Source organism: Ruicaihuangia caeni, assembly GCF_029952955.1.
GTDB lineage: Bacteria > Actinomycetota > Actinomycetes > Actinomycetales > Microbacteriaceae > Ruicaihuangia > Ruicaihuangia caeni.
The window spans coordinates 230,458-253,662 of the sequence record NZ_JASATX010000001.1; the positions used below are offsets into that span (position 1 = coordinate 230,458).

The window sequence follows — 23,205 nt, forward strand, 5'->3', positions numbered from 1 at the left end:
GTCTCGTATCCGCCGATGGCCCGGCTGCGACCGAGGCCTTTGTAGCGCCTGTGGCCGTCGGTGTCCCCGTCGATTCGGGGTCACAGATAGCCGTGCACGTGCCGGCATTCGGTGCGGAAGGGCGGGGAGTCCTGCTGTGCCAAGCTCAGGCGCCCGTGACTGGTGTGCGGCCCGTGTTCTCGGACGAGTTCGGAATGACTTGGAGCGCTGCGGCCCCCATGTTCCATGTCGGCGCCTCCGCCACCTTCCTCCTCATGCCCCGCATCACCTCGGTGGCCCCAGCGGAGGCGCGCGTCGGTGAAGAGATCACCATTCTCGGCACGGGTTTCGATCACGCCCTGACGACCTCACTGCGCATCGGGAGCACGGTGCTCGATCGCACTCGCTTCTCGGTGGTATCCGACACAGAGCTCCGCGCCATCGTCCCTGCCGGCACGCCGCCCGGCTATGCAGATGTGCAGGTGACCTCTGACACCCTCGACTCCGCGCTCACAGCGGCGACGAGAGTGCTCGTCGTCGAGGCTGCGCCAGCAGCACCGGGCGGCCCCGCCAGCGGTGGCTCTTCGGTCACAGGCCCGACTACCCAGCACAGCAACGCTCAACCCGCGATCGCTCCGGGTCGCTCGGCTGATGGGATGCTGCCGCCGACGGGAGCCGATGCGGCCGCGACTGTCGTGTTCGCCCTACTGAGCATCGGCATCGGGGCCGCGGTGATCCGCGCCGCCACCGCGCGCGCCACAGGGCGGGCAGCGTCAGGCGCGGGGCGGCTGCGCCCCGAGGTGCTGCACCGCAGCGGTGCCGGCCGCGAGCCCGGCCTCGACCGCATCGGCTAGTTCCTCGCCGCGTGCGAGTCGTGCGGCGAGGGTTCCGACGAAGGCGTCGCCGGCACCGGTCGTGTCGATCACCTTGACCTTCTCGGCCGGCACGTGGGTGACGCCGCTCTGGTCGCCGAAGACGGCGCCGTCGCCGCCGAGCGTGATCACGATCGACCGGCACCGGCCGGCCAGCGCCTGGGCCAGCTCGAGCGCGTCATCGACCGACTCGACGCTCGCCGCGTCGCGACCCGCCACCAGCGCGGCCTCGGACTCGTTGACGACGAGCGGGTCGCATATCTCCAGTAGTGAGTCAGGCACCTCGCGCGCCGGCGAGAGGTTGAGCACGAAGCGGCCGCCGGAACGCCCAGCGGTCCGGGCGGCGGCCTCGACCGCATCCAGGGGCACCTCCAGTTGAGCGAGCAGCACCGGCCCCTGACCGGTTGCGGCCACATCACCCGCGACCTGCTCAGGCTCGAGCGACGCGTTCGCGCCCTGTGCGACCACGATGGTGTTCTCGCCCGCGTCCGACACCGTGATCAACGCGAGCCCGGTCGGCAGCATCGATCGCCGCACGTGAGTGACGTCCACGCCGCCGTCGGCGAGGGCCTGCACGAGCTCGTCGCCCTCGGCATCCGCCCCGACCGCGCCGACGAAGCTCGGCGTGGCTCCGGCCCTGGCCGCGGCGAGTGCCTGATTGGCGCCCTTGCCGCCGACGCCGGTCGTGGTCCCGGTAGCGAGCAGCGTCTCGCCGGGCAAGGGATGCCGGGAGACGAGCACGACGAGGTCACGGTTGGCGGAGCCCAGCACGATGAGGGGAGCGGTCATGGGCAACACTCTGCCAGAGCCGATGCGTCGCTGGCAGGATGGCAGTATGCCTCACGACGTACTCGGCGTTGCCGTGGCGCAATTCGCGCCCGGCACCGACACCTCCGCGAACCTCCAGACGATCGGCCGGCTCACCCGAACCGCGGTTGAGCGCGGCGCGCGGCTGGTGGTGTTCCCGGAGTACTCCGCGTTCTTCAGCGCGCCGATCGATGAGACCTGGCTCGAAGCCGCGGAAGATCTCGACGGCGAGTTCGTGACCGGTCTCGCAGCCGTCGCGCAGGACCAGGGCGTGCATCTGGTCGCCGGAATGATCGAGCGGGCGCCCGATGGCCGGTTCTTCAACACGCTCGTCGCCGTGAATCCCTCGGGCGACGTGGTGGCGGTGTACCGCAAGATCCACTTGTATGACGCGTTCGGTCAGAAGGAGAGCGAGTTCGTCGCGCCTGGACCGATCGAGGACCCGATCGTCTTCGACGTGCAGGGCGTTCCGGTCGCGATGCAGACCTGCTACGACATCCGCTTCCCGGAAGTCTCGCGACGGTTGGCCGAGGCGGGTGCGCAGCTCATCGCGCTGCCAGCCGAGTGGGTGCGGGGGCCGCTGAAGGAGTACCACTGGCGCACGCTCGTCACGGCCCGCGCGATCGAGAACACCGTGTACTTCGCCGCTGCTGACCAGGCGCCGCCGATCGGCGTGGGGAACAGCATGATCGTCGATCCGATGGGCATCGAACTCGCCACCATCGGCGAGATCGAAGACGTCGCAGTCAGCTGGGTGTCACGAGGACGCGTGCGCGCTGTGCGCGAAGTGAACCCCGCGCTGGCGCTGCGGCGATTCGACATCGTGCCTCGCACGCGCTGAGGCGGTCGCCGCTCAGCCCATAGAGGCGAGGCGCGCGGCCGCGCTCTCGAGCACATCGATGCGCTTGCAGAACGCGAAGCGCACAAGCGACTCGTATGGAGCCCGGTTCTCGGGCGTGACGAATGCGGAGAGCGGGATGGCGGCCACTCCGGCGCGCTCCGGCAACTCGCGGCAAAGGGTCGCGGCATCCGAGTACCCGAGCGGCGTGGCGTCGGCGACGACGAAATAGCCTCCCGCCGACGGCGACACCGAGAAGCCCGCTTCGCGCAGCCCCGCCGACAGCACATTGCGCTTGTGCGCGAGTGAGCTCGCAACGCCCGAGAAGAACTCGTCGGGCAGCCCGAGGCCGACCGCAACGCCGTGCTGGAATGGCGTGCCGTTCACATAGGTCAACCACTGCTTCACCGCGACGATCGCTTCGACGAGAGCCGGGCTCGCGACCAGCCACCCGATCTTCCAGCCCGTGACATTGAAGGTCTTCGCGGCGCTCGAGATGCTGACGGTTCGCTCTGCGGCACCGGCGATCGTCGCGATCGGAGTGTGCTTCGACTCGAATCCGAGGTGCTCGTAGACCTCGTCGGCGACGATCACCGCATCATGTCGCTCGGCGAGCTCCGCGATGAGTTGCAGCGCCTCCTTGCTCAGCATGGCTCCCGTCGGATTGTGCGGGTTGTTCACCAGCACGATCCGTGTGCGATCGGTGAACGAGTCGCGCAGCCGGTCGAGGTCGGGCTCGAACTCGGGTGCGAGCAGCGGAACCGGGCGCAGCGTCGCGCCGGCGAGGGCGACGACTGCGGCGTACAGGTCGTAGAACGGTTCGAACGTCACCACCTCATCGCCGGGCTCGAGCAGCGCGAGCAACGTCGCGGTGAGAGCCTCTGTCGCGCCGGCAGTGACGAGCACCTCACGGTCCGGGTCGGCCGAGAGCCCCCAGAACCGTTCGCGGTGGTCGGCGATGGCCTCGCGCAGCACTGGCACGCCCATGGCCGGGGCGTACTGGTTGTGGCCGTCGCGGATCGCTCGTTGGGCGGCCTCGAGCACTTCGGTCGGACCGTCTTCGTCGGGGAACCCCTGCCCCAGGTTGATCGCGCCGTGACGCACGGCGAGCCCCGACATCTCGGCGAAGATCGTTGGTCGCACTTCGCCGTCGTCACCGAGCAGCATCGCGCCCTGAGCGGCGCGCCGCCACGCACCTGAAACTGTCACCCGGCAACATTACCGCCGGCCCCTTCGGATCACAGGCTGTCCGTTCCGACCGTGACGGACGGTCACGCCGGCCGGCAACCACCGCCAGCGGCACGCCTTCGCGTGTTGGGTGCAGCGTGCTGCGTGCTGCGTGCGACGCGCAACCGGTGGCCGAGCCGCGAGCGATGAGACAAGTCAGACCAAAGGGAGCCGGAAGTCGCTGCTCAGCGGCACCATAGAGAACGCACAGCTTGCCGGTGGACGCTGATCAAGCGTGAAAGGAGCGCATGATGACCGAACCGACCGAGAACCAGCACCCCGGCCAAGCCTCGGGAGGCGACGACCGTGAACGCGCTGTTCCGTCCGAGCTAGGCGCGACGGATGCCGGGGGTCGGCCCGAGCCGTTCGACGCCGGATCGCAGCGACCCCGTGAGGCCGCTCCCGACACCATGAACTCCGCGCCGATGAGTTCAGCGCCGCAGACACCTCAGAGCGACGCGCCTCGCACCAGCGAGGTGCCCCCCGCCGCTCCCGGCTCTTCCAGTCCCCAGCCTGCGGAGTCGGCGCCGCACCTGGGCGGGCACGGCCCGAGCCCCGTCGGCAACGCGCCAGGTGCTGAGCGCGCACAGGAACACGCGCACACCGGTGCGGCGTTCGGCTCCTCCGCCTACGCCGGAAGCCAGCATGCGCACGCTTCGCACGCCGGTGCTCAGTACGTCGCGGGGGCCCACACCGGAGCCCCGCACCCGGCAACCGCTCACTCCACGGGCACAGCGGCATCCGCTCCTGCCACCGCGCCGCGCCGCTCCGCGATCCCGATCATCGCGGCGCTCGCCGTCGGCGCGCTGGTCGGCGGTGTGTCGGGCGCTTCGGTCGCCCTCATCGCAGACGGCGGTGACAGCGGCACCACGATCGTGGGCAGCCAGAGCCCCGGCACGATCAGCATCAACAACGGCAACGGAGTCGCGCCCGTCAGCGCGGTTGCGGCGAAGGCCGGCCCGAGCGTCGTCACCATCTCCGTCGGCACCTCTCAGGGAGCAGGAACCGGTTCGGGTGTCGTCATCGACGATCAGGGGCACATCATCACGAACACGCACGTGGTGACCCTCGATGGTGCGAGCGGCGACCCGAAGATCTCGGTGCGCACCTGGCACGGCCGCGTGCTCGACGCCACCCTCGTCGGTACCGACCCGCTCAGCGACTTGGCGGTGATCAAGGTCGATGGCGCTGACCTGCCGGCGATCAGCTTCGCTGATTCGTCGAGCCTCAACGTCGGCGACGCGGCGATTGCGATCGGGGCCCCGCTGGGGCTTGCGAACACGGTCACCGATGGCATCGTGAGCGCACTGAACCGCAGCATCACGGTGGCTTCGTCTGCAGCGCCCGAGCAGCCGCAGCAGGATCAGCCCCAACAGCCCGACAACCCCTTCGACTTCTGGCGTTTCGACGTGCCGGGTCAGGAGCAGTCGAGCGCGAGGTCGACCGTGCAGTTGAGCGTGCTGCAGACGGATGCCGCGATCAACCCCGGGAACTCGGGCGGCGCCCTGCTGAACGCAGAGGGCAAGCTCATCGGAGTGAACGTCGCGATCGCGAGCGCGGGCAACAGCCAGGGCTCGGCGGGCAGCATCGGGGTGGGATTCGCGATCCCGTCGAATCTGGCGAAGCGGGTCGCCGGCGAATTGATCGACAACGGTGCGGCGACGCACGGCCTCCTCGGCGCGATGGTCACCCAGCCCTCGGGCGGCACGCTCGGGGCCGAGATCGCCGAGAACCCGGGGCAGGGCGCGGCCAATGATGCCGGCCTGCGCAAGGGCGATGTGGTCACCTACCTGGGCGACATCCCGATCACGAGCGCGAACGACCTGACAGCCCAGGTGCGCGCGCTGCCGGCGGGCGCCAAGACGACCATCACCTACGTGAGGGACGGCAAGGTGCGCACGGTCGACGTGACGCTCGGATCTCTCGATTAGGCCGCAGCAGGGAGTCGCGACAGGAAGCGCCGGACCAGGCGACCACACCGGCGGGCCGGGGCGCGAAGAGCGCACCCGGCCCGCCGGTACGCTTGTGCGCATGGCAGACGATCGGTTCCCCGGCGTCTCCTACGTCATTCCGGTGCTCAATGAGGCCGGGTACATCGAGCACGCGGTGCGAACCGTGCTCGCGCAGGACTACCCCGGCGAGCGAGAGCTGATCCTCGCGCTTGGACCCTCGACCGACGGCACCGATGAGATCGTCGAGCGTCTTGCCGAGCGAGACCCGCGCGTGCGCTGGGTGAGGAACCCGCAGACCGACATCCCGGCGGGGCTCAATCTGGCGATCCGCGCGAGCCGGCATCCGATCGTCGTGCGCGTCGACGCCCACTCAGAGCTCGAGCCCGACTACACGCGGAAGGCGGTCGCCGTTCTGCAACGCACGGGCGCCGCGAACGTCGGCGGCCTGATGAAGGCGCAAGGCCGAACGCCCTTCCAGGCGGCCGTTGCGCGCGCCTACAACAGCCGCATCGGGCTTGGCGGAGGTCAGTACCACGGCGGCACGGATGCCGGCCCTGCCGAGTCGGCATACCTCGGCGTGTTCCGCCGCGAAGTGCTCTTCGAAGCGGGGCTCTACGACGAGTCGGTGCGGCGCGGGGAGGACTGGGAACTCAACCTGCGCATCCGCTCGGCCGGGCACCTCGTCTGGTTCGATCCCGACCTCGAGGTGACGTACTGGCCTCGTGACAGCTGGGAGAAGCTGGTGCGCCAGTTCAGCGCGACCGGTGCGTGGCGTGGCGAGCTCGTGCGCCGGTACAAGGGCCGTAACCCGCTCCGATTCTTCGTGCCGCCCCTGCTGGTGCTCGCGATCGTGCTCAGCCTGGTGCTCGCAGTGCTCCAACTGACGGGTGTGGTGCACGGCTGGCCGTCGTGGCTGCTCAGCGCGGTGTACCTCGGCCCGCTCGCCTACCTCGCGCTCTTGCTCTGGGTGAGCTTCGTCAGCGAACGGGGCGCCACCGCTCGAGATCGCTGGCTCTACCTGCTGGTGCTGCCGAGCATGCATCTCGCGTGGGGAGCGGGGTTCATCGTCGGTGTTCTCAAGGGCGCCCGCGACGTGGTCGACACCTCGCGAACGGGCTGACGCCTCAGCCGATCCGACCCGTGTCGAGCAGGCGCCGCACGACTCGCTCCGCTGCGCGGCCGTCGTCGTTCGGATTGAACCGCTGCCGCCAACGCTCGTATGCCTCGGAGAACTGCTGGCGGACCTCGTCGAGCGACGACACCGCTCGCGCGAGCGATTCCACATCGGCGAGCACCGGGCCGGGCGGATCTTCCAGCAGGTCGAAGGTGAACCCGCGCAGCCGGTCTCGGTAGTGCTCCAGATCGGGGGCGAAGAACAGCACGGGTTTGCCCGTGACCGTGAAATCGAACATCGCCGAGGAGTAGTCGGTGATGAGCGCGTCCGCAGCGAGGTACAACTCGGCGATGTCCGGGAAGCGGGTGACATCGATCACGCCGGGCGCCTCCACGTCGGTGCCAGGGCCGAGCGTGCGCGAGTGGCCTCGGAGAAGCACGACCACCTCGCGGTCGTCGACGTGCGGCATCCTGCGCACGAATTCCGCGCTTCCCAAGTGATCGACCTCGTCGGGCCGGTCGTCGCGCCAGGTGGGCGCATAGAGCAGGACGAGTGCATCGTCGCGGATGCCGAGACGGCGCCGCACCGTCGACGCCTCGCCTCGCGAGAGCACATCGTCACGCGGGTAGCCGAGCTCCCAGACCGGCCCGAAGAACGCGTACGAGCGGCGGAACACGCGCGTCGAATGCGGGTTCTGCGAGAGCATGATGCTCCAGCGCGAGCGCTCCCGAAGCGTAGCGATGGCCGCTCTCGGACGGAACCCGGGGCGCCCGAGCGCGAGCCGCTTGAGGGGAGTGCCGTGCCACGTCTGCAGCACCGCTTGGTGGGCTCGCCGACGGTATCGGCCGCGCAGCCAGTCGTTCACGACGAGCAGCCTCGCCGACGCCCGCACCCTCCACCACTCGCGGCTGCCCTCGATGAGGCGGATGGCGCCCTCCGGCACCCGCACGGACGCGTCGGCGACGCTCCAGTACCGTGTGACGCCCGGCGCGAGCTCGCTCAGGGCACGGTCGATGGCGCGCGGATTGCACGAGGCGCTGCTGCCATAGAAGCTCTCGAAGAATACGGCGTTCTCGGGCGCTGGCCGCGCTCGCCGGTACTGCTGCTCGAGGCGTCGTTGCTGCTCCGGCCCGCGTTCGTCGTCGGCCAACGGGGGTGCGATGAGGAGGGCGGGCGCCTGGTGATCGCCCATGCCTCCGCCCGGCTCGAAGGAGAGCCTCGCAACCTGCTCGACCAAGAGCGCAGCGGGTAGCGACGCCGAAGCCGAGAACTCAAGCGGCGATGCGGCGCGCATCGTGTACCGGCCGGCGGGCGGAGGCAGCGGATGCCGCTCCTCAACCCCGAGCGACCACCGCCCGTTCCGGAGTGCCACCGTCGCCCGCCACCCATCTCGCTGCGGGTCGCGCTCGACCGACGCCGGCGCCCGCCAGCGGGATCCGACGAGCTCGAGGTCGACCGGCGTGGACCCGGTGCCGCCGAGCACGAGTTCCGGCACTTCTCCGCCGTGCAGCATCACGGTGTCGATGATCACCGCATCCATGCCCCCGGTCGGCTCACCCGAAGTCGGCTCCCCATTCGTTTCGAGGTCGGTGGGGTCGACGCGGTCGACGTGGGGCGCGTCGGAGGCGTTGTCGCGCTCCTGCGATGCGCCGCCGCGCTCGTCGGACGTGCTCATGCGCGGCCCCTGCTGCGTTCCGGCAGGCGCTGCACGATGGCGTCGTACACGCGGTCGGTGTTGCGCCCGTCGCGGTAGGCGTGATGACGTGTGGCGAGGCGCTCGCTGTGGTCGCGCAGCAGTCGCCGCGTCGCCGGGTCACGGTCGAAGCGTTCGAGCAGGTCGAGCAGCGCCGCCCAGTCGGACGCCTCCATCCCGCCGCTGAAGTCGTGGTACTCCTCGTACAGCCCACGAGTCTGGCTGTATCGCTCCAGGTCGGGCGCCAGGAACAGGATCGGCCGCCCAGTCAGTGCGAAGTCGAAGGCGATCGACGAGTAGTCGGTGATGAGCACGTCGACGGCCGCAAGCACGGTGTTGACGTCGCTGATCGCCTCCGAGTCGACCAGCGCGACCCTCGGCGAACGGGTGGCCGCTTCCGCATACTCGCCGACCGAGTGCGGATGCGGGCGAAGCAGCAGCACGGAGCCGGTGCGTTCGAGCCAGGCGTCGATGGCAGCCCATTCGCTGTCGGTCGGCAGCACGGGGTCGGGCTCGCCGTCGCGCCAGGTCGGCGCGTGCAGCACCAACCGCACTCCGCGCTCATGCTGCGCGGTACCGGTCGCGCCGGCGGTCTGCGAGGTGAGGAGAGGTGCCAGCAGTGCGCGCGCCGCGAACTCGCGCTCGGCCGCTGTGCCTCGGCACAGCACGTCGTCTCGTGGGTCGCCGGTCACGACGACCCGTTCGGCAGGCAGGCCGAACGCGCTGCGCAGCCGCTCGGCCGAGATGTTGCCGGCTGCCGGCATGAGGCTGATGTTGCGGCCGGCGAGCCGATACAAGCGCCGCAGCAGGCCCTCGAGCGGCAACGGGGAGTCGAAGGTCGCAGAGGCATCGAGCTGGATGCGCTTCAAGGGGATGCCGTGCCAGAGCTGCACGATGAAGGCCCCGCGAACCGCGAATCGGTTCACGTCACCGAACCCGTGCGTGATCACGATGACACCGGCGCGAAGCGTCGCCCGCAGTCCTCGCCAGCTGGCCCGGCGAGCGGCCTGCAGCCCTCGAGCGCGAGCGGCCTCGACCTCGGCCTCGTCGCGCCCCAGCCAGACGACACGCGCCTTCGGATCCGCCCGCGCCACGTGCCGAGCCAGTTCGAGGGCCCCCTCACCGAGCCCGGAGCCGCAGCCGAACACCCAGAGCCGCGCGTTCCTCGGCGTCAGGCGCGTTGCGAGCGCGCCGAGGGCATAGAGCGGCGCAGACAGCAGCTTCGCGGCATTGCCGGCTGAGAAGGTGAACCCGGACACGATTCAACAACTATCCCGCAGTTTCGGGGCGGCTGTGTGACACGCGCTGGTTTAATCCTTCGATGTGCCTGCCGGGCGAGGGCACGTTCGGAGGACCAAGAATTGCCGCTGCTGAACGACGCGAAGACCGCTGTGCGGATCCTGCGCAACATGGTGAGGTCGCGGTTGACACGACTGCGTGTCGAGCGACGGCTGGTAGACATGCCGATGCCGGATGCCGACAGCGTCGAGATCGCGGTGTACTTCGCCGACACGAGGGTGAACCTCTACCAGATCCGTCAGTGGTACGAACCGTTGAAGGAGCTCTCGAAGCAGCACCGGGTCGTGCTCATCTCCAGATCGCCGGGCACTGCGCTCACACTGTGGGACGAGGCCCCGCTTCCGACGCTGTACCTGCGCAAGATCTCCGAGCTCGAGCGGTTCGTGCATGAGCAGCGGCAACTGAAGCTGGTGTTCTACGTCAATCAGAACGCCAAGAACTTCCAGATGTTCCGGTTCGGTCGGATGTGGCACGTGTTCATCAGCCATGGCGAGAGCGACAAGGCGTACATGAGCAGCAATCAGTACAAGGCCTACGATTTCGCGTTCGTGGCAGGGCAGGCGGCGCTCGATCGGCTGCGCCGCGCGCTCTGGGACTACGACGTCGACGAGCGTGCTCTGGTCATCGGGCGTCCGCAGGTCGACCACCTGCGCGCGCAGCCTCCGTATTCCGCTGACGACCGCACGGTCGTGCTCTACTCCCCGACCTGGGAGGGCGATCGCGGGTCGATGCGCTACGGCTCGGTGGCGTCTCACGGCGAGGCGCTCGTCGGCGCACTGCTCGCCAGCGGCAGGCACCGGGTGGTGTACCGGCCTCACCCCCGCAGCGGGGTGGCCGACCCTTCGTACGGCGAGGCGAACAAGCGTGTCATCGCGGCGATCGAGGCCGCGAACGCCGCTGATCCGGCTGCGGGACACATCTACGACACCAGCGGGTCGCTCGACTGGCAGCTGTCGGCCACCGACGTGGCGATCACCGATGTGTCAGCGATGATCTACGACCGGCTGGCGACGGGGAAGCCCATCATCGTTACACGCCCTGCTTCGTCGGATGCTGTCGTCGATGCGTCGGGGTTCCTCGGCTCTTGCGAGTGGCTCGACGTGGAAGACGCGGGCAATGTCGTCGAGGCTGTCGACCGCGTGCAGACCAGTTCCGAGTCGCTGGCGACGCTTCAGCGCTGGTCGGAGCATCACTTCGGCGACACGACGCCAGGGGCATCGACGCAGCGGTTCCACGGGGCCGTGGAGCGGCTGATCGAGCACTGGCAGGTGCACGCCAAGCTGCATGCCGATCAGGAAGCGCTAGTGGGTGCGTTCGACGATGAGGAAGCCGACGAAGACGAAGCACCCGTCGACGAGTCCTGAGTCGCTTCGGAGGCGGATTCGGCGACTGAGGTGCGGCGCGATCGTCTGACCGGCCGAGCGAGACCGTTGCCGACCGTCCGGCCCGCCTTGGCTGTGCTCGACGCAGCCCGCTTCGCCGCGGAAGCGGTGCCGGCCGCTGCGCGCTGACCAGCCTCGACCGTGGTCGCGGCTGCTGTCTTGAATGCAGTGCGGACCGCCCGACGGGGCGGAACGATCGCAGCCAGATTGTCGGGGAAGAGCTGTGGCGCGGGTCCGAACGCCGTCCGAGAGCTGGTCACCACCTTGCGGCCCAGGAGGTGTGCCGCACTCCCGCCGATGACTGCACCGACTCCGAACGGCAGCAGTCGTGCCACCGCGCCGCTGGAGGTGTTCGCTGCGAAGCGGCGCATGAACTGCCGCTTGACCTGGTCTGCGAGCTGGCCGGTGAAGGCCTTGGGCAAGCTCTTGCCGATGATGTCGCCCCAGAACGCCGTCTGCGGCATACCGTTCCCGGCGAACTGCGCTGCGAGTTGACGCACCAGGTCTGCCCCCGAGTCGCCGAGCATCATCGTCATGACGAGGGCGCGTGCGCGATCGGGGTCGGTCACCGCGATGCCGTGCACTTCGGTGACCGCTTGCGCGAACAGAGCGCTTGATTCGAGGAAGACCGCGGTTTCCACGCCCGTGAGCGCGATACCGACGGCTGTGCCCACACCCGGCACCGCCGCGCTGGCTCCGACGCCCGCCCCTCCGACTGTGACCGCGGCCAGGTAGCGCCGCTCGAGCATCCGGATGGTCTCGTCGGGGCTCGCAGACGGATGCCGGCGGCGCAGGTCGCGAAGCGTAGCCAGCACCACCGGCCGCTGCACGGTGAGCAGGCGGTCGAACCCGCGCACGATCATGCGCTGCTGCGCCGCTTGCTCCGCGAGTCGGTGCGGGGCAGCGATTCGTCGATCCAAAGGCACCAGGGCGCTCCTTCCCGGTCGGGGGCCCTATGGTAATCCGCCCAGGCTGAGGCGCTCCCGTGCCGATCTGAACACTGAGGTTCAAACACATGGGGCTCGTGCGCTCTGGATTCATACGCGCCATGCGCTTAGTCATGAGTAGTGCCCGCTTCGAAGTCCGTTGCCGCGATCACGCTCGGCCAGCGCGTTCGCGAGGCCCGCCTGCGGCTCGGGCTCAGCCAGGAGGACATCGCCGAACTCGCTGGGCTCCACTGGACCAACTGGGGCAAGGTCGAGCGCGGCGTTGCCAACCCGAACTTGCTGGCTAGTTGTTAAGCCGACCCCCGGGGGCCATGAGGAAGTATCGACGTTCCCCGTGGGAGGCTTGGGCGGCCATTAGAATCAAGGCGATCCCGATCGGGTTCGGCTAGCAATAACACGCTATCGAAATCGAGCAGGGCCCTTTGGGCGTTCCTGCCTAAGTGCTGCCGCTGTCTACGAGGAGCTACAACTTGGCCAGAGTTCCGAAACGCAAGCCGAACACACCGGGGCCGCTTTCGCTTTCAGTGGAGGGATACAAGGCCATTCGGAACAAGAGTGTTCTCTCGGTCAAGCCCCTCACAATAATTAGCGGTGCGAATAGCTCGGGTAAGTCCAGCTTCATTCAGCCATTCCTGATGATGAAGCAGACGCTTGATTCTGCGTTTGACCCCGGTGCGCTCCTCCTATACGGCCCGAACGTCAAGATCACTGAACACTCGCAAATTCTTAGTCGTGGCAAGTCTCGCAATGACGTAGTTAACGAGTTCATGGCGGGCATGTACCAAGGGGAAGAATCGCGCGAGGTCAGGTTCGTTGCGCGCGCCGGGGCATTGTCTATTGCGACAGATACATCCAGCGCCCACGGTGTTCAGACAGTCTTGTCGGACCCGCTTAGTAAGAAGGACTTGGCTAGGCTGCGGGACGAGTATCGAGGTCTGGCTGAACGATATGTGCAGGCCGTTCGAAAGATTGGTCAGTCGGAGAAGTCGGCGGCCCGAGCGGATGACTCGTGGGGGTTCGAGGTCTACAGGAACCGCTGCTTCTTGGAGCCTTTCATGACGGTAAGTGACGGGGAGATGACTTACCGTCTCAATGTCAGCGGCGACGCGGACGACGATCGATGGGTCAGGTTCCTTCGCGGCATCATCCACGTGCCGGGACTGCGGGGAAACCCGGAGCGCGCCTATGCGCGTTCCGCGGTCGGAAGTACGTATCCGGGCACTTTCGAAACATACGTGGCCAGCATTATTTACGAATGGACGGAATCGGAAAGCCCGCTCGTCGGAGTCCTTTCAAAGCAACTCGAAGCACTGGGGCTTACATGGAAGCTGTCGGCCCGGAAACTGAACGATGCTTCCATCGAACTTGTCGTTGGGCGGATGCCCCACGCACAACAGGGCGGCGCTCAAGACCTCGTTAGCGTTGCGGACGTAGGATTCGGGGTGAGTCAGACCTTGCCTGTTCTCGTCGCCCTCCTGGCGGCGAAGCCGGGCCAGCTTGTGTATGTCGAACAACCAGAGATTCATCTTCACCCTCGCGCTCAACTGGCTCTTGCGGATGCCCTGATCGCAGCTGCTAATCGCGGCGTTTACGTAGTGGCGGAAACTCACAGTTCTCTTCTCATTCGCGGAATTCAGACCGGTATTGCGAAAGGGAAACTCCCTTCTGATTCCGTTTCGCTGAATTGGTTCTCGCGCGATCCGTCGACAGGGTTCCAAACCTCGGTGGAGGCGTCGATCGATGACGTGGGGCGGTTCGGAGAATGGCCAGTTGATTTCGACGAAGTGTCTCAGGATGCGGACTGGCAGTACCTTGATGCAGTCCAGCTTCACGAGGAAGCCGACTAATGAGGCCATCGCGCCACATATTGATCGACGCGTCGGTGGCCCGGCGCGTGAGTGACCCAGCCCGTCATCCTTCAAGCGCAGCATGCTTGGCGTTAGTTCGACAACTGGAGAACAAGGATTGTGCGACAGGTGCCGCTATCACACCTGCGCTTCAGTCGGAGTGGAAGAAGCATGCTTCTCGACCGATGGTAGCTTGGCTGGCCGCGATGGAGTTGCGCGGTCGCATTCGCCGAGAACGCGATCGAAATGTAAGCGACCTGCGTGCTGCGGTGGCACAGGTCGAAGATGATGGAATTCGCTCTGCCCTTGAAAAGGATCTCCATCTGAGTGAGGCTGCGGTGCTGAATGGCCTTCCTGTAGCGTCACACGATAACAAGCAGCGGCGCTACTTAGTCGCGTTGATTCCGATCTACAGCACGGTCGGACGAATTCAATGGTTCAGCCCTATCTCCGATAGCCACGACGACTGGGGGCCGTGGGTGGAAGCTGGCTGTAGTGATGCAGATGCGTTCCGCGTCGGCGCCGCGTAGCGGCGCCGCTTTACTTGAACTAGCAACATAACTCGGGAAGCCGCCCAGGCAGTCCGGCGCCTCAGTTCGCCCGGCGAACGGGCCCTGTGGCGGGTTGTGCACCCGCGTAACACTCGCGCTCGACGTCGCGGACTCTCTAGCTCTCGCAAACCGCGGTAGGGCCTTCGGTGGCAAAGAAACCGGGCGCGGAGCGGCCGGTTTCGCGGCAGCTCGGCGCGAAGCGCCGCTGCCCGTGCCTGAGGGTCTGCTGGGAACGAATGACAACGATGTAATTCATCTGGTAGATCTGGGTACGCAAGGGTGCCGCGGTTATGAGACGTGGCGAGGGAAGCCCTTGTGTCGAAGTCACGGGTTCTTCCATACCAACAGACACTTACTGAGATTGCGGCGCCGTCGTCACGGTGCCCCTCGCCGTTCTGGCGTTCGCCCGTATCGGGCTGCTGAGTGCAACTGTTCGCGCCCAACTGCTTCTGCATTGCCGTGTTCGCGACGGCTGCCTTCAGCGATTCCTCGTTGGTTTTCGTTGATTGGTCGTCCCTTTGTCTGTTCCCACTTCCCCCTCTGGTGGTGCTTTCCTGCGCCCTGCCTCGGGTTGGCAGTTCTCGCTCTATCCGGATGCCGGGGAGGGCGGGGGTTCCTACCGTCGTTACGTCACGAAGCGCTCCGCCTACGTGCCGCGAGGTCAGGCGAAGGACCCCGAGCGGGCGGCTGAGGAGGCAGGGCGGCGCGCTCGGACCCGACTGCGCCGGTACTGCGCCGCGAATCGGTTGAACCGGCTGGGCACGCTGACCTATCGCGGTGACGGATGCCACGATCCCGAGGCGATCCGCAGCCACCTTGGCGAGTTCTTCCGCGAGCTGCGCGAGTCGATCGGCGGTGAGGCCTTCCCGTACGTGTGGGTTCCGGAGTGGCACAAGTCCGGGCACGGCCTGCACGCGCACTTCGCGGTGGGGAAGTTCATCAAGCGTGGCGCGATCGAGCGGACGTGGGGTCGCGGGTTCGTCCACATCAAGCTGCTGGGCGATCTGCCGGTGGGCTCCGGGGCGCTGTCGGAAGCGCGGCGGGCGGCGGGGTACTTATCGAAGTACGTCGCGAAGACGTTCGCGGATCCGGATGCTCGGGCCCTCGGGCTGCATCGGTATGACGTGGCGCAGGGCTTCCAGCCGGAACCCGTCGCCTTGTCTGGTTCCACGGTGAGCGAGGTGATCGACCAGGCGTCGGCGGTGCTTGGCGGGCAGCCGGTTACGCGGTGGTCGTCCTCGGACGTGGAGGACTGGCAGGGCCCTCCGGCGATCTGGGCGCAGTGGGGGCGCTAGCTGTGGCGGTGGATCAAGAGCTTCTGCGGCAGTGGTTGGAGGACTCGTGCGCCGCGCAGGGGGTGCCGGTGCGGGTGTCGGATCCCGTTGTGGTTGCCAAGGTGGGCGCACTGATGGGCGGTCAGGGTGGCGGGGGAGCGCCGCGGCGCGGCGGACCCGCCACCTGACCGCTCACAGTCGCCACGTGGGCACCACCCGGGACGGATCCAGCGACTGTGCTCCGCGCTTGCCGGGCTTGATCGTGGCGAAGTCCAGTAGCGCCTTGATGATCGCGCTTTGCCGCTCGAGGTTCAAGGATGCCCAACTAGCGCGAATCTCGTCGCCCGTCCCGGCGATCTGCGCGACGCCCTCGGTGCCCTGCATCTGGTGCAGGCGTCGCTCGGTGGCCGCGATGCGCACTTCGATCGGTTCGCGAGCGCTCTTCCAATCGGCGCTGGCAATTTCGCGGTTGGCCCACATCCGGGCCAGCTCGTCCTTCTGCGCGCGATCGGCTTGCAGTTCCTCCATGAGCGCATCCCGTTCGGCATCCTCGTGCGCTTGGCCAGTAAGCGCTGCCGCCAGATCGGGGCTGTCCAGTCGGTAGAGCACAGCTTCGGTCAGCCACTCCTCGACCGGCGCGGCCACCACGGTGAGCCTGCCGCATCCTCCGGTGCGCGGGTCGGCGGTGCATACGTAGCGGCGCGTTTCGCTTCTTGTCGCGCTGTGCTTTGCAGCTGAGTTCAGCTTCGCCCCGCAGTTGCCGCAGCGGAGCATCCCAGACAGCAGGTATCGGCGAGGCGCACGGTGCTGGGACGTCTTGCGCTTGTCGAACTCCGCAAGGATCCGGGCGTGCACCTCCTCGCTGATGATCGGCTGCCAGATGCCCTTCCCGATGATCGCTCCTTGGTGCACTCGGAGGCCGGCGAGGCGCGGTCCTCGGAGCATCCCGCGCACGGTTTGCGATGCCCATCGCGCCGTGCCGGACGATGTGGGGATGCCGCTGTCGTTCAACCAGATCGCCAATGACCGTGTGGACTCGCCAGCCAAGAATCGATCAACCAGCGACCTCACGATGGTTGCCTCGGACTCCCGAATCGTGATCTTGTCGGGCTCGTATCCGAACGGGCGTGTGCTTCCGCCGCCGGGCAAACCTGCCTCCGCTCGCTGCTGGATCTGTCGCTTCTGGCGTGCGGACTTGCGCCCTGACTCCTTCGCGGCGAACGCGGCCATGATGCGGAGGTTGAACAGACCATCGTCGGTGCCGATGTTGAAGTCAGCCGAGACGCTGGCGACTTGCTCGATTCCCGCTTGGTCGCACACGCGGATGAACTCCTCCAACTCGATCGGCTGCCGTGTGAGCCGGTCCGAGTTGTACATGATCACCGCATCGCGCAGGCCTGCCGCCATGTCTTGCAGCATCCGCTGATACGCGGGCCGAATCTTGCCGCTGTAGGCAGAGATGTCATTGTCCACGTACTCTTCCGCGACCTGCCAGCCGCGATCAGCAGCGAGCTTCCGGCAGTCCTCCAGCTGGCGTTGCACCCCGAGACCCTCGCCGGTCGTGTCGGAAGAGATGCGCGCGTAGATCGCAGCTGAGGATGGCTTAGACATGAGGGCAGATTACCGAAACGCCAACTTCCTCACCATTGTGCGCATCGCGGCGGCCCTTGAGATCGACCCGGGCGAGCTCGTGCGGGGGATCGGCGTCGACTCTCTTCCTGAGCGGCGGCATCAGCTGACGGCATCCGAACTCCTTCGAGAGCGGGAACGGCGCGCGGAGCACTAGCACCCGTCGGGCAGTGCCAACCGGCCGAGCGGGAGCGGCAGTCAGAACGCGATACGCCACAGGTACTCACAGCCGTCGGTCCTGAACCAGCGCACGATCACGACGCTGCCGCGTGCGACATCGTCGCCGTGCAGCGCAAAGCTCAGGCGCGCCCCTGGCTCGAGCGTCGTCGGCATCCCGGAGACCAGCCGACCATCGCCGATGAGGCTCAGCATGACCGCGCGCGCGGGCTCTTCGCTCGTGTTGAGCAGTTCGAAGACCGGCGTTCGCGCTCGCTCGACGACGAATGGCACGGCGTAGGCGAGTTCGGGGTCGACGGGCCTGAGCGGGGTGAACATGCCGCGAGGCTATGAACGGCCCCCGACACCCCGGCGACCGCTGTGGATGCCGTCCGCGCGGCGAGATCGGTGGGGGAGAGGCGACTACTTGTCGGCGTAGTGCCGGTTGTACAGCGAGAGCACTTCGTCGATCGGCCCGTCATGCACCAGGCGCCCCTTGTCGAGGTACAGCCCGCGGGTGCAGAAGCGCTTCAGGTCGCGCTCGTTGTGCGAGACGAAGAACATCGTGCGGCCCTCGGCGAGCAGCTGCTCGATCCGCCGGTAGCACTTCTCGCGGAAGGCCTTGTCGCCCACGGCCAGCACCTCGTCGACCAAGAGGATCGGCTCGTCGAGGCGCGAGATCACGGCGAACGCGATGCGCACCCTCATCCCGCTGGAGAGGTGCTTGTACGGGGTCTCCTCGAAACCCTGGATCTCTGCGAACTCGATGATCTCGTCGTAGCAGGCGTCGATCTCGCGCTTGGTCATGCCATGCAGCCCGGCGGTGAGGTACACGTTGTCGCGCACCGTGAGGTCGTCGACGAAGCCGCCAGTGATCTCGATGAGCGGCGCCACTCCGCCATGCACTCGCACAGACCCCTCGTCGGGAAGCATGACCTGGGCCACGAGCTTGAGCAGCGTCGACTTGCCTTGCCCATTGCGCCCGACGACGCCGATCGCCTCACCCCGCTCGACGCTGAACGACACGTCTTTGAGTGCCCAGAACTCATTCGGCCGCGACCGGCGGTGCTTCGATGCGAACAGATCCTTGAAGCTGCGCCTTCCACGTCGATTGCGCCGGAAACGGATGCCGAGGCCCTCGGTCGCGATCATCACGGCCATCAGATCTCCTTCAGCACGAGTCGCTCGGCTCGCCGGAACACCCACACACCGATCAGCAGGATCGCCACGCTCATGGCGGCACTGATGCCGACGGCATCCCAGTGCAGCTGCCCGGGGAAGAATCCCGCTCGATACAGGCTGAAGATGCCGGCCAACGGGTTGAACGACATCCAGAACTCGAGGCCGTCGGGCAGGTCGCCGATGCCGTAGATGATGGGCGACGCATAGAAGAGGAACCGCAGCACGAGCTTCGTGGCCCGCTCGAGATCTCGGAAGAAGACGACCAGTGGGGCCACGATCAGCCCGATGCCGACGGTGAGCACGGTCTGGAGCAGCACCGCGGGCACCATCAGCAGCAGCTCCCAGTGCCACGCTGCCCCGAAGGCGACCGCGAACACTGCGAGCACCGGCAGGCTCGCCAGGTACTCCACGCCCTTCGACAGCACGATGCGATTCACCCAGACGGTACGCGCGATGCGCGTCGAACGAATGAGCTTCGCCTCGCGAAGGAACGCGCGAGTGCTGTCGCCGACCGCGCCGTTGAACCACATCCAGGGCAGCAACGCGCACAGCAGGAAGACGATGTAGGGCTGCTCGCCGACGGTGCGATCGAACACCTGCGTGAAGACGAACCAGTAGATCCCCGCCATCACGAGCGGGTCGATCACCGACCAGAGGTACCCCAGGAACGAGGTCGAGTACCGCACACGCAGGTCGCGCCGGGTGAGCAGCCACAGCGAATGGCGATAGCTCGAGAACCCGGATGCCGCGGGAGACTCGGTGCGGACAGTCACGGCCTCAATGCTATTGCCCGCTGACGCGGGGGCTTGCGCGCCCCGCTGCGGGTCAGACGTAGAGGTTCGCGCGCTCCAGGTCTTCGGCGAAGTCGACCTCGACCGCGTACAGGTCGGAGATGTCGAACGGCTCCACCCGAAGACCGTCGTGCTCGATGGCGAGTTCGATGCCCCGCTCGAAGTAGTCCTGATCGTCTACGCGCTGCAGGTGGCTGATGAGCGCAGCCTTGTCACGGCTCGAGATGTAGTTGATGCCGACAGCCTCGCCGAGGCCACCGCGAACCGTCTTCGAGAGCTCCTTGATGTAGCCCTCGGCATCCGTGGTGTACTTCACCTCTTCATCCGAGACCTTCGAGGTGTTCACCGTCACGAACGACTGGTCGCGCTGGACGAGGTTGGTGGCGCGCACGAGCACGGTCGGGTCGAAGACCACATCGCCGTTCATCCAGAGCACGCCGCCCGGCTTCGTGCGACGCAGGGCCCGCAACAAGCTCTTCGAGGTGTTGGTCACGTCGTACTGCTCGTTGTAGACGTAGTTGGCCTCGGGGAAGGCGTCGATGATGTAGTCGAGCTTGTACCCGACGACGGTGGTGATTTTCGCGGTGTGGCCGAAGGCGGCATGGATGTTGTCGTGCTGCTGCCGCATGATGGTTCGCCCGTCGCTCAACTCGGTGAGCGACTTCGGGAGCGTGCGGCCGAGCCGGCTGCCCATACCGGCAGCGAGAATGACGACTTGAGTGCTCACATTTCCTCCTCATGGATTGTGCTGCCCGCGCCCGTGCAGAACCTGTATGAACCGGGGAGAACGCTGAATCCCGTTCACCTGCTGTTCGGCGCGCAGCAATGCTGTGGACACTCCGTCGTGCGAGCACCACGGTACCCCTGCCCCCGCTCGGGGGCCCGCACCGATCACGGAAATGTAGCCGTTTCGTGATAGATCTTCGAGGTCGGCTGCGCGCGAAGCGCTTGCTACGGTTGAGGAGTGGAGCCCGGAGTCGACGACAGGGTGAGAGACGATCTCGCCCCAGAACAGCAAGCGAGCTCCGGCGTGCGAACCGCAGTGGAGCGCCTTGCGCCTCCGCCCCCGCCTGCTCCTCCCGTCGCCCCGACGCCTCCCGGGCCTCCGGCCGCCCCGAGCTCGCCCGCATCGACGAGCGACGCGGACGCTGAGAGCGATGCCGAGGCTGCGAGCGCGCCCGCAGAGGCCAAGAAGTCGCCCGCGAAGAAGACGACGGCGAAGAAGGCCCCCGCGAAGCGGGCTCCCGCGAAATCGAAGGCGAATCCCGTCAAGCGCGTCGCACCGCACGCGGCAAGCGGTAGTCGAAGCGCACCGGCCAAGCCGCGGCCCCGCAAGGCGCCCGCCGAGGTCGTGCTTCGCATGCGGAACCTCACCAAGTACTTCAACGGGGTGCCGGCGGTCGACGCGATGGATCTCGAAGTGCCGGCCGGCAGCTTCTACGGCATCGTGGGGCCGAACGGCGCGGGCAAGACCACCACGCTTTCGATGGCGACCGGACTGCTGCGGCCCGACGCCGGCCTGGTGACGGTGCATGGTGCAGACGTCTGGCTCAACCCCGCGCTGGCCAAGCGGCAGCTCGGCGTGCTGCCCGACCGCTTGCGTCTGTTCGACCGCCTGACCGGAGCGCAGTTCCTGCACTATGCGGGGTCGCTGCGTGGGCTCGACACGCTCACCCTGCGTGGACGCTCGGCCGACCTCGCCAAGGCGCTCGGGCTTGAAGACGCGCTCGACCGGGTCGTCGGCGACTACTCGTTGGGAATGACGAAGAAGATCGCGCTGGCGGCAGCGATGCTGCACTCGCCTCGCGTGCTCGTGCTCGACGAGCCCTTCGAGGCGGTCGACCCGGTATCGACCGCGACCATCATCGAGATGCTGCAGCGGTACACGGCATCCGGTGGCACTGTGCTGCTCTCGAGCCACAGCATGGATCTGATCCAGCGCGTCTGCTCGCACGTCGCGATCATGGTCTCGGGTCGTGTGCTCGCCTCGGGCACGATGGGCAAGGTGCGCGCGCGCAAATCCCTCGAGCAGCGTTTCATCGAGCTTGCCGGAGCCGACAGCGAGAGCGGGGAGCTCGAGTGGTTGCACAGCTTCTCGGACTGAGGCTCTCCCTCCTCGCGAACGCACTGCGCCGCAGCCCCCTCGGGCTCGCGGGCCTCGCGATCGTCGTCGTGTACGGCATCGCGCTCCTCGCCCTCGCACTCGGCGGGTTCGCGCTGCTCCGCGAGCTGCCAGTCGACACCGCCGCCGCGATCGCCACGACCGCAGGGGCCCTGTTCACCGCCGCGATCTTCGTGCTGCCGCTGCTCGTCTCGGGGAACGACCAGTTCGACCCGCGCCGGTTCGTCCTCTTCGGGCTCGAACCCGCCGCCCTGGCCAGAGGCATCCTGCTGTCGTCGGTGCTCAGCCTTCCGGTGCTGGGTTTCATCGTCATCGGCATCGCCCATACGGTGACGTTCGCACGGGACGGCGTTGCGGGCCTGTTCGGAGTCGTCGCACTGCCGGCGCTCGTCGCCACTCTCGCGCTCTTCGGGCGGCTCGGCATCAGCGTCGGAGCTGCGCTCCACTCGGTGCTGGTCGCTCGCGGCGTCGTGCGGGTGATCACGCTGGTGGTACTCGCCCTGATCGTTCCGGTGCTCCTCCGCATCGCCGACTTCGACTGGGCGCGGCAGGGCGGTGAGCTGGTGGCTCAGATCGCTGCGGTGCTCGGCTGGACGCCGTTCGGGGCCGCATGGGCCGTCGGCCCACTCGCGTCGGAGGGCGATTGGTGGGGCGCACTGCTGAGGCTGCTCGTCGCGTTCGTCTCGGTCGCGGTGCTCTTCGGCAGCTGGTCCTTCGCGGTCGAGCGGATGCTGCGCGCTCCTGCCCTTGCAGGCAGGAGGGAGCACCACTCCAGCATCGGGCTGTTCGGTCTCTTCGGGCGCGGCGCGGCGTGGGCGATCGCTGCGCGCAGCCTCACCTATTGGGTGCGCGACCCGCGCTACCTCACGGCGATCGTCGTCGTGCCCCTCATCCCGCTGCTCATGGCGGTGCCGCTGCTGATCGCCGGCGTGCCGGTGGACTTCATCGCGCTGCTGCCGGTGCCGGTGGTGGCCCTGTTCATCGGGTGGTCGGTGCACAACGATGTGGCGCTCGACCACAGCGCCGTGTGGCTCCACCTCGTGGCCGACACTCGCGGATTCGACGACCGAGTGGGGCGGGCAGTTCCGCCCATCATCATCGGTGTGCCGGCCGTGACCCTCGCGAGCCTGCTGTGCGCCGGTGTCTACGGCGACGCCGCGATCCTGCCGCCCATGCTCGGCGTCGGGTTCGCCATTCTGGGTGCGTCGATCGGAGTCTCGTCGGTCGCCTCCGCGGCCCTGCCGTACCCCACGGCGCTTCCAGGCGAGAGCCCGTTCCAACAGCCGTCGGGCGGCGGCGGGGCGGTGCGGCAGGCGGTCTCGTTCTTCGCGACGCTCCTGCTGGCCGGACCGGTGTTCGCGCTGGCGGTCGCAAGCCAATTGCTCGGCGGTCAGTACGTCTGGCTCACCCTGTGGTGCGGCGTGGGTCTCGGGCTGCTCTGTCTTGTGCTCGGTCTGCACCTCGGCGGGAAGATCTTCGATCGCCGGGGCCCCGAACTCCTCGCGGCTGCGCTCCGCGGCTGAGTCTCGACAGCGGCAGGCAA

The 23,205-nt window shown here is 67.4% G+C and carries 22 protein-coding genes; 12 read left to right on the forward strand and 10 right to left on the reverse strand.

The annotated features are described in order from the left end of the window. Positions 1-194 precede the first annotated feature (194 nt). A complete protein-coding gene (locus QF206_RS01035) occupies positions 195-833 on the forward strand; it encodes an IPT/TIG domain-containing protein (RefSeq protein WP_281487342.1) in 639 nt (212 codons plus the stop codon). On the opposite strand, the gene QF206_RS01040 is transcribed toward QF206_RS01035, so the two are convergent. Then, positions 753-1,640 (reverse strand): ribokinase, encoded by an 888-nt coding sequence (locus QF206_RS01040; RefSeq protein WP_281487343.1) that lies wholly within the window; start codon positions 1,638-1,640, stop codon positions 753-755. The genes QF206_RS01035 and QF206_RS01040 overlap by 81 nt on opposite strands. 46 nt (positions 1,641-1,686) lie before the next feature. On the opposite strand from QF206_RS01040, the gene QF206_RS01045 reads away from it, so the two are divergent. Then, positions 1,687-2,499 (forward strand): carbon-nitrogen hydrolase family protein, encoded by an 813-nt coding sequence (locus QF206_RS01045; RefSeq protein WP_281487344.1) that lies wholly within the window; start codon positions 1,687-1,689, stop codon positions 2,497-2,499. A gap of 12 nt (positions 2,500-2,511) precedes the next feature. Here the strand turns inward: QF206_RS01045 and QF206_RS01050 are convergent, their stop codons facing one another. Further along, positions 2,512-3,705: an aminotransferase class I/II-fold pyridoxal phosphate-dependent enzyme gene (locus QF206_RS01050; RefSeq protein ID WP_281487345.1), complete on the reverse strand. Its 1,194-nt coding sequence runs from the start codon at positions 3,703-3,705 to the stop codon at positions 2,512-2,514. A 269-nt stretch (positions 3,706-3,974) separates the two neighbouring features. Here QF206_RS01050 and QF206_RS01055 point away from each other — a divergent pair, with 269 nt between their 5' ends. Further along, positions 3,975-5,654, forward strand: coding sequence for a S1C family serine protease (locus QF206_RS01055; protein ID WP_281487346.1), 1,680 nt, complete (start codon positions 3,975-3,977; stop codon positions 5,652-5,654). A gap of 100 nt (positions 5,655-5,754) precedes the next feature. After that, a complete protein-coding gene (locus QF206_RS01060; RefSeq protein ID WP_281487347.1) occupies positions 5,755-6,795 on the forward strand; it encodes a glycosyltransferase family 2 protein in 1,041 nt (346 codons plus the stop codon). Between the two features lie 4 nt (positions 6,796-6,799). On the opposite strand, the gene QF206_RS01065 is transcribed toward QF206_RS01060, so the two are convergent. Next, complete coding sequence (locus QF206_RS01065; protein ID WP_281487348.1) at positions 6,800-8,464, reverse strand: CDP-glycerol glycerophosphotransferase family protein; 1,665 nt, start codon at positions 8,462-8,464, stop codon at positions 6,800-6,802. Further along, on the reverse strand, positions 8,461-9,741 hold the full coding sequence (locus QF206_RS01070; RefSeq protein WP_281487349.1) for a CDP-glycerol glycerophosphotransferase family protein: 1,281 nt from the start codon (positions 9,739-9,741) through the stop codon (positions 8,461-8,463). Before QF206_RS01070 ends, QF206_RS01065 begins: the two co-directional genes overlap by 4 nt. Positions 9,742-9,843: 102 nt before the next feature. Between QF206_RS01070 and QF206_RS01075 the strand changes: the two genes are divergently transcribed. Continuing rightward, positions 9,844-11,145: a CDP-glycerol glycerophosphotransferase family protein gene (locus QF206_RS01075; RefSeq protein ID WP_281487350.1), complete on the forward strand. Its 1,302-nt coding sequence runs from the start codon at positions 9,844-9,846 to the stop codon at positions 11,143-11,145. Here the strand turns inward: QF206_RS01075 and QF206_RS01080 are convergent. After that, positions 11,073-12,089, reverse strand: a complete 1,017-nt coding sequence (locus QF206_RS01080) for a hypothetical protein (RefSeq protein WP_281487351.1) — start codon at positions 12,087-12,089, stop codon at positions 11,073-11,075. The two genes, QF206_RS01075 and QF206_RS01080, sit on opposite strands and share 73 nt — an antisense overlap. 141 nt (positions 12,090-12,230) lie before the next feature. Here QF206_RS01080 and QF206_RS01085 point away from each other — a divergent pair, with 141 nt between their 5' ends. From QF206_RS01085 to QF206_RS01100, 4 genes are all read left to right on the forward strand, one after another. Next, a complete protein-coding gene (locus tag QF206_RS01085; protein ID WP_281487352.1) occupies positions 12,231-12,404 on the forward strand; it encodes a helix-turn-helix domain-containing protein in 174 nt (57 codons plus the stop codon). 176 nt (positions 12,405-12,580) lie between these two features. Continuing rightward, the gene (locus QF206_RS01090; RefSeq protein ID WP_281487353.1) at positions 12,581-13,957 is read left to right on the forward strand and encodes an AAA family ATPase; all 1,377 of its coding nucleotides are present in this window, start codon (positions 12,581-12,583) and stop codon (positions 13,955-13,957) included. Between the two features lie 185 nt (positions 13,958-14,142). Beyond that, complete coding sequence (locus QF206_RS01095) at positions 14,143-14,487, forward strand: hypothetical protein (protein WP_281487354.1); 345 nt, start codon at positions 14,143-14,145, stop codon at positions 14,485-14,487. A gap of 539 nt (positions 14,488-15,026) precedes the next feature. Further along, on the forward strand, positions 15,027-15,803 hold the full coding sequence (locus tag QF206_RS01100; RefSeq protein WP_281487355.1) for a rolling circle replication-associated protein: 777 nt from the start codon (positions 15,027-15,029) through the stop codon (positions 15,801-15,803). 171 nt (positions 15,804-15,974) lie between these two features. Here the strand turns inward: QF206_RS01100 and QF206_RS01105 are convergent, their stop codons facing one another. After that, positions 15,975-17,393 carry a recombinase family protein gene (locus QF206_RS01105; RefSeq protein ID WP_281487356.1) on the reverse strand — a complete coding sequence of 473 codons (1,419 nt, stop codon included), beginning with the start codon at positions 17,391-17,393 and terminating at the stop codon, positions 15,975-15,977. Here QF206_RS01105 and QF206_RS01110 point away from each other — a divergent pair. Then, the gene (locus QF206_RS01110) at positions 17,392-17,568 is read left to right on the forward strand and encodes a hypothetical protein (RefSeq protein WP_281487357.1); all 177 of its coding nucleotides are present in this window, start codon (positions 17,392-17,394) and stop codon (positions 17,566-17,568) included. The two genes, QF206_RS01105 and QF206_RS01110, sit on opposite strands and share 2 nt — an antisense overlap. 41 nt (positions 17,569-17,609) lie before the next feature. On the opposite strand, the gene QF206_RS01115 is transcribed toward QF206_RS01110, so the two are convergent. From QF206_RS01115 to QF206_RS01130, 4 genes are all read right to left on the reverse strand, one after another. Next, positions 17,610-17,906 (reverse strand): hypothetical protein, encoded by a 297-nt coding sequence (locus QF206_RS01115; protein ID WP_281487358.1) that lies wholly within the window; start codon positions 17,904-17,906, stop codon positions 17,610-17,612. Positions 17,907-17,990: 84 nt separating this feature from the next. Further along, on the reverse strand, positions 17,991-18,728 hold the full coding sequence (locus tag QF206_RS01120; protein WP_281487359.1) for an ABC transporter ATP-binding protein: 738 nt from the start codon (positions 18,726-18,728) through the stop codon (positions 17,991-17,993). Then, complete coding sequence (locus QF206_RS01125) at positions 18,728-19,522, reverse strand: ABC transporter permease (protein WP_281487360.1); 795 nt, start codon at positions 19,520-19,522, stop codon at positions 18,728-18,730. Before QF206_RS01125 ends, QF206_RS01120 begins: the two co-directional genes overlap by 1 nt. A 52-nt stretch (positions 19,523-19,574) precedes the next feature. Then, complete coding sequence (locus tag QF206_RS01130) at positions 19,575-20,267, reverse strand: phosphocholine cytidylyltransferase family protein (RefSeq protein ID WP_281487361.1); 693 nt, start codon at positions 20,265-20,267, stop codon at positions 19,575-19,577. A 237-nt stretch (positions 20,268-20,504) separates the two neighbouring features. Here QF206_RS01130 and QF206_RS01135 point away from each other — a divergent pair, with 237 nt between their 5' ends. Further along, positions 20,505-21,644 (forward strand): ABC transporter ATP-binding protein, encoded by a 1,140-nt coding sequence (locus tag QF206_RS01135; protein ID WP_281487362.1) that lies wholly within the window; start codon positions 20,505-20,507, stop codon positions 21,642-21,644. Continuing rightward, positions 21,620-23,185: an ABC transporter permease gene (locus QF206_RS01140; protein ID WP_281487363.1), complete on the forward strand. Its 1,566-nt coding sequence runs from the start codon at positions 21,620-21,622 to the stop codon at positions 23,183-23,185. The genes QF206_RS01135 and QF206_RS01140 overlap by 25 nt, the downstream gene beginning before the upstream one ends. Positions 23,186-23,205 lie beyond the last annotated feature (20 nt).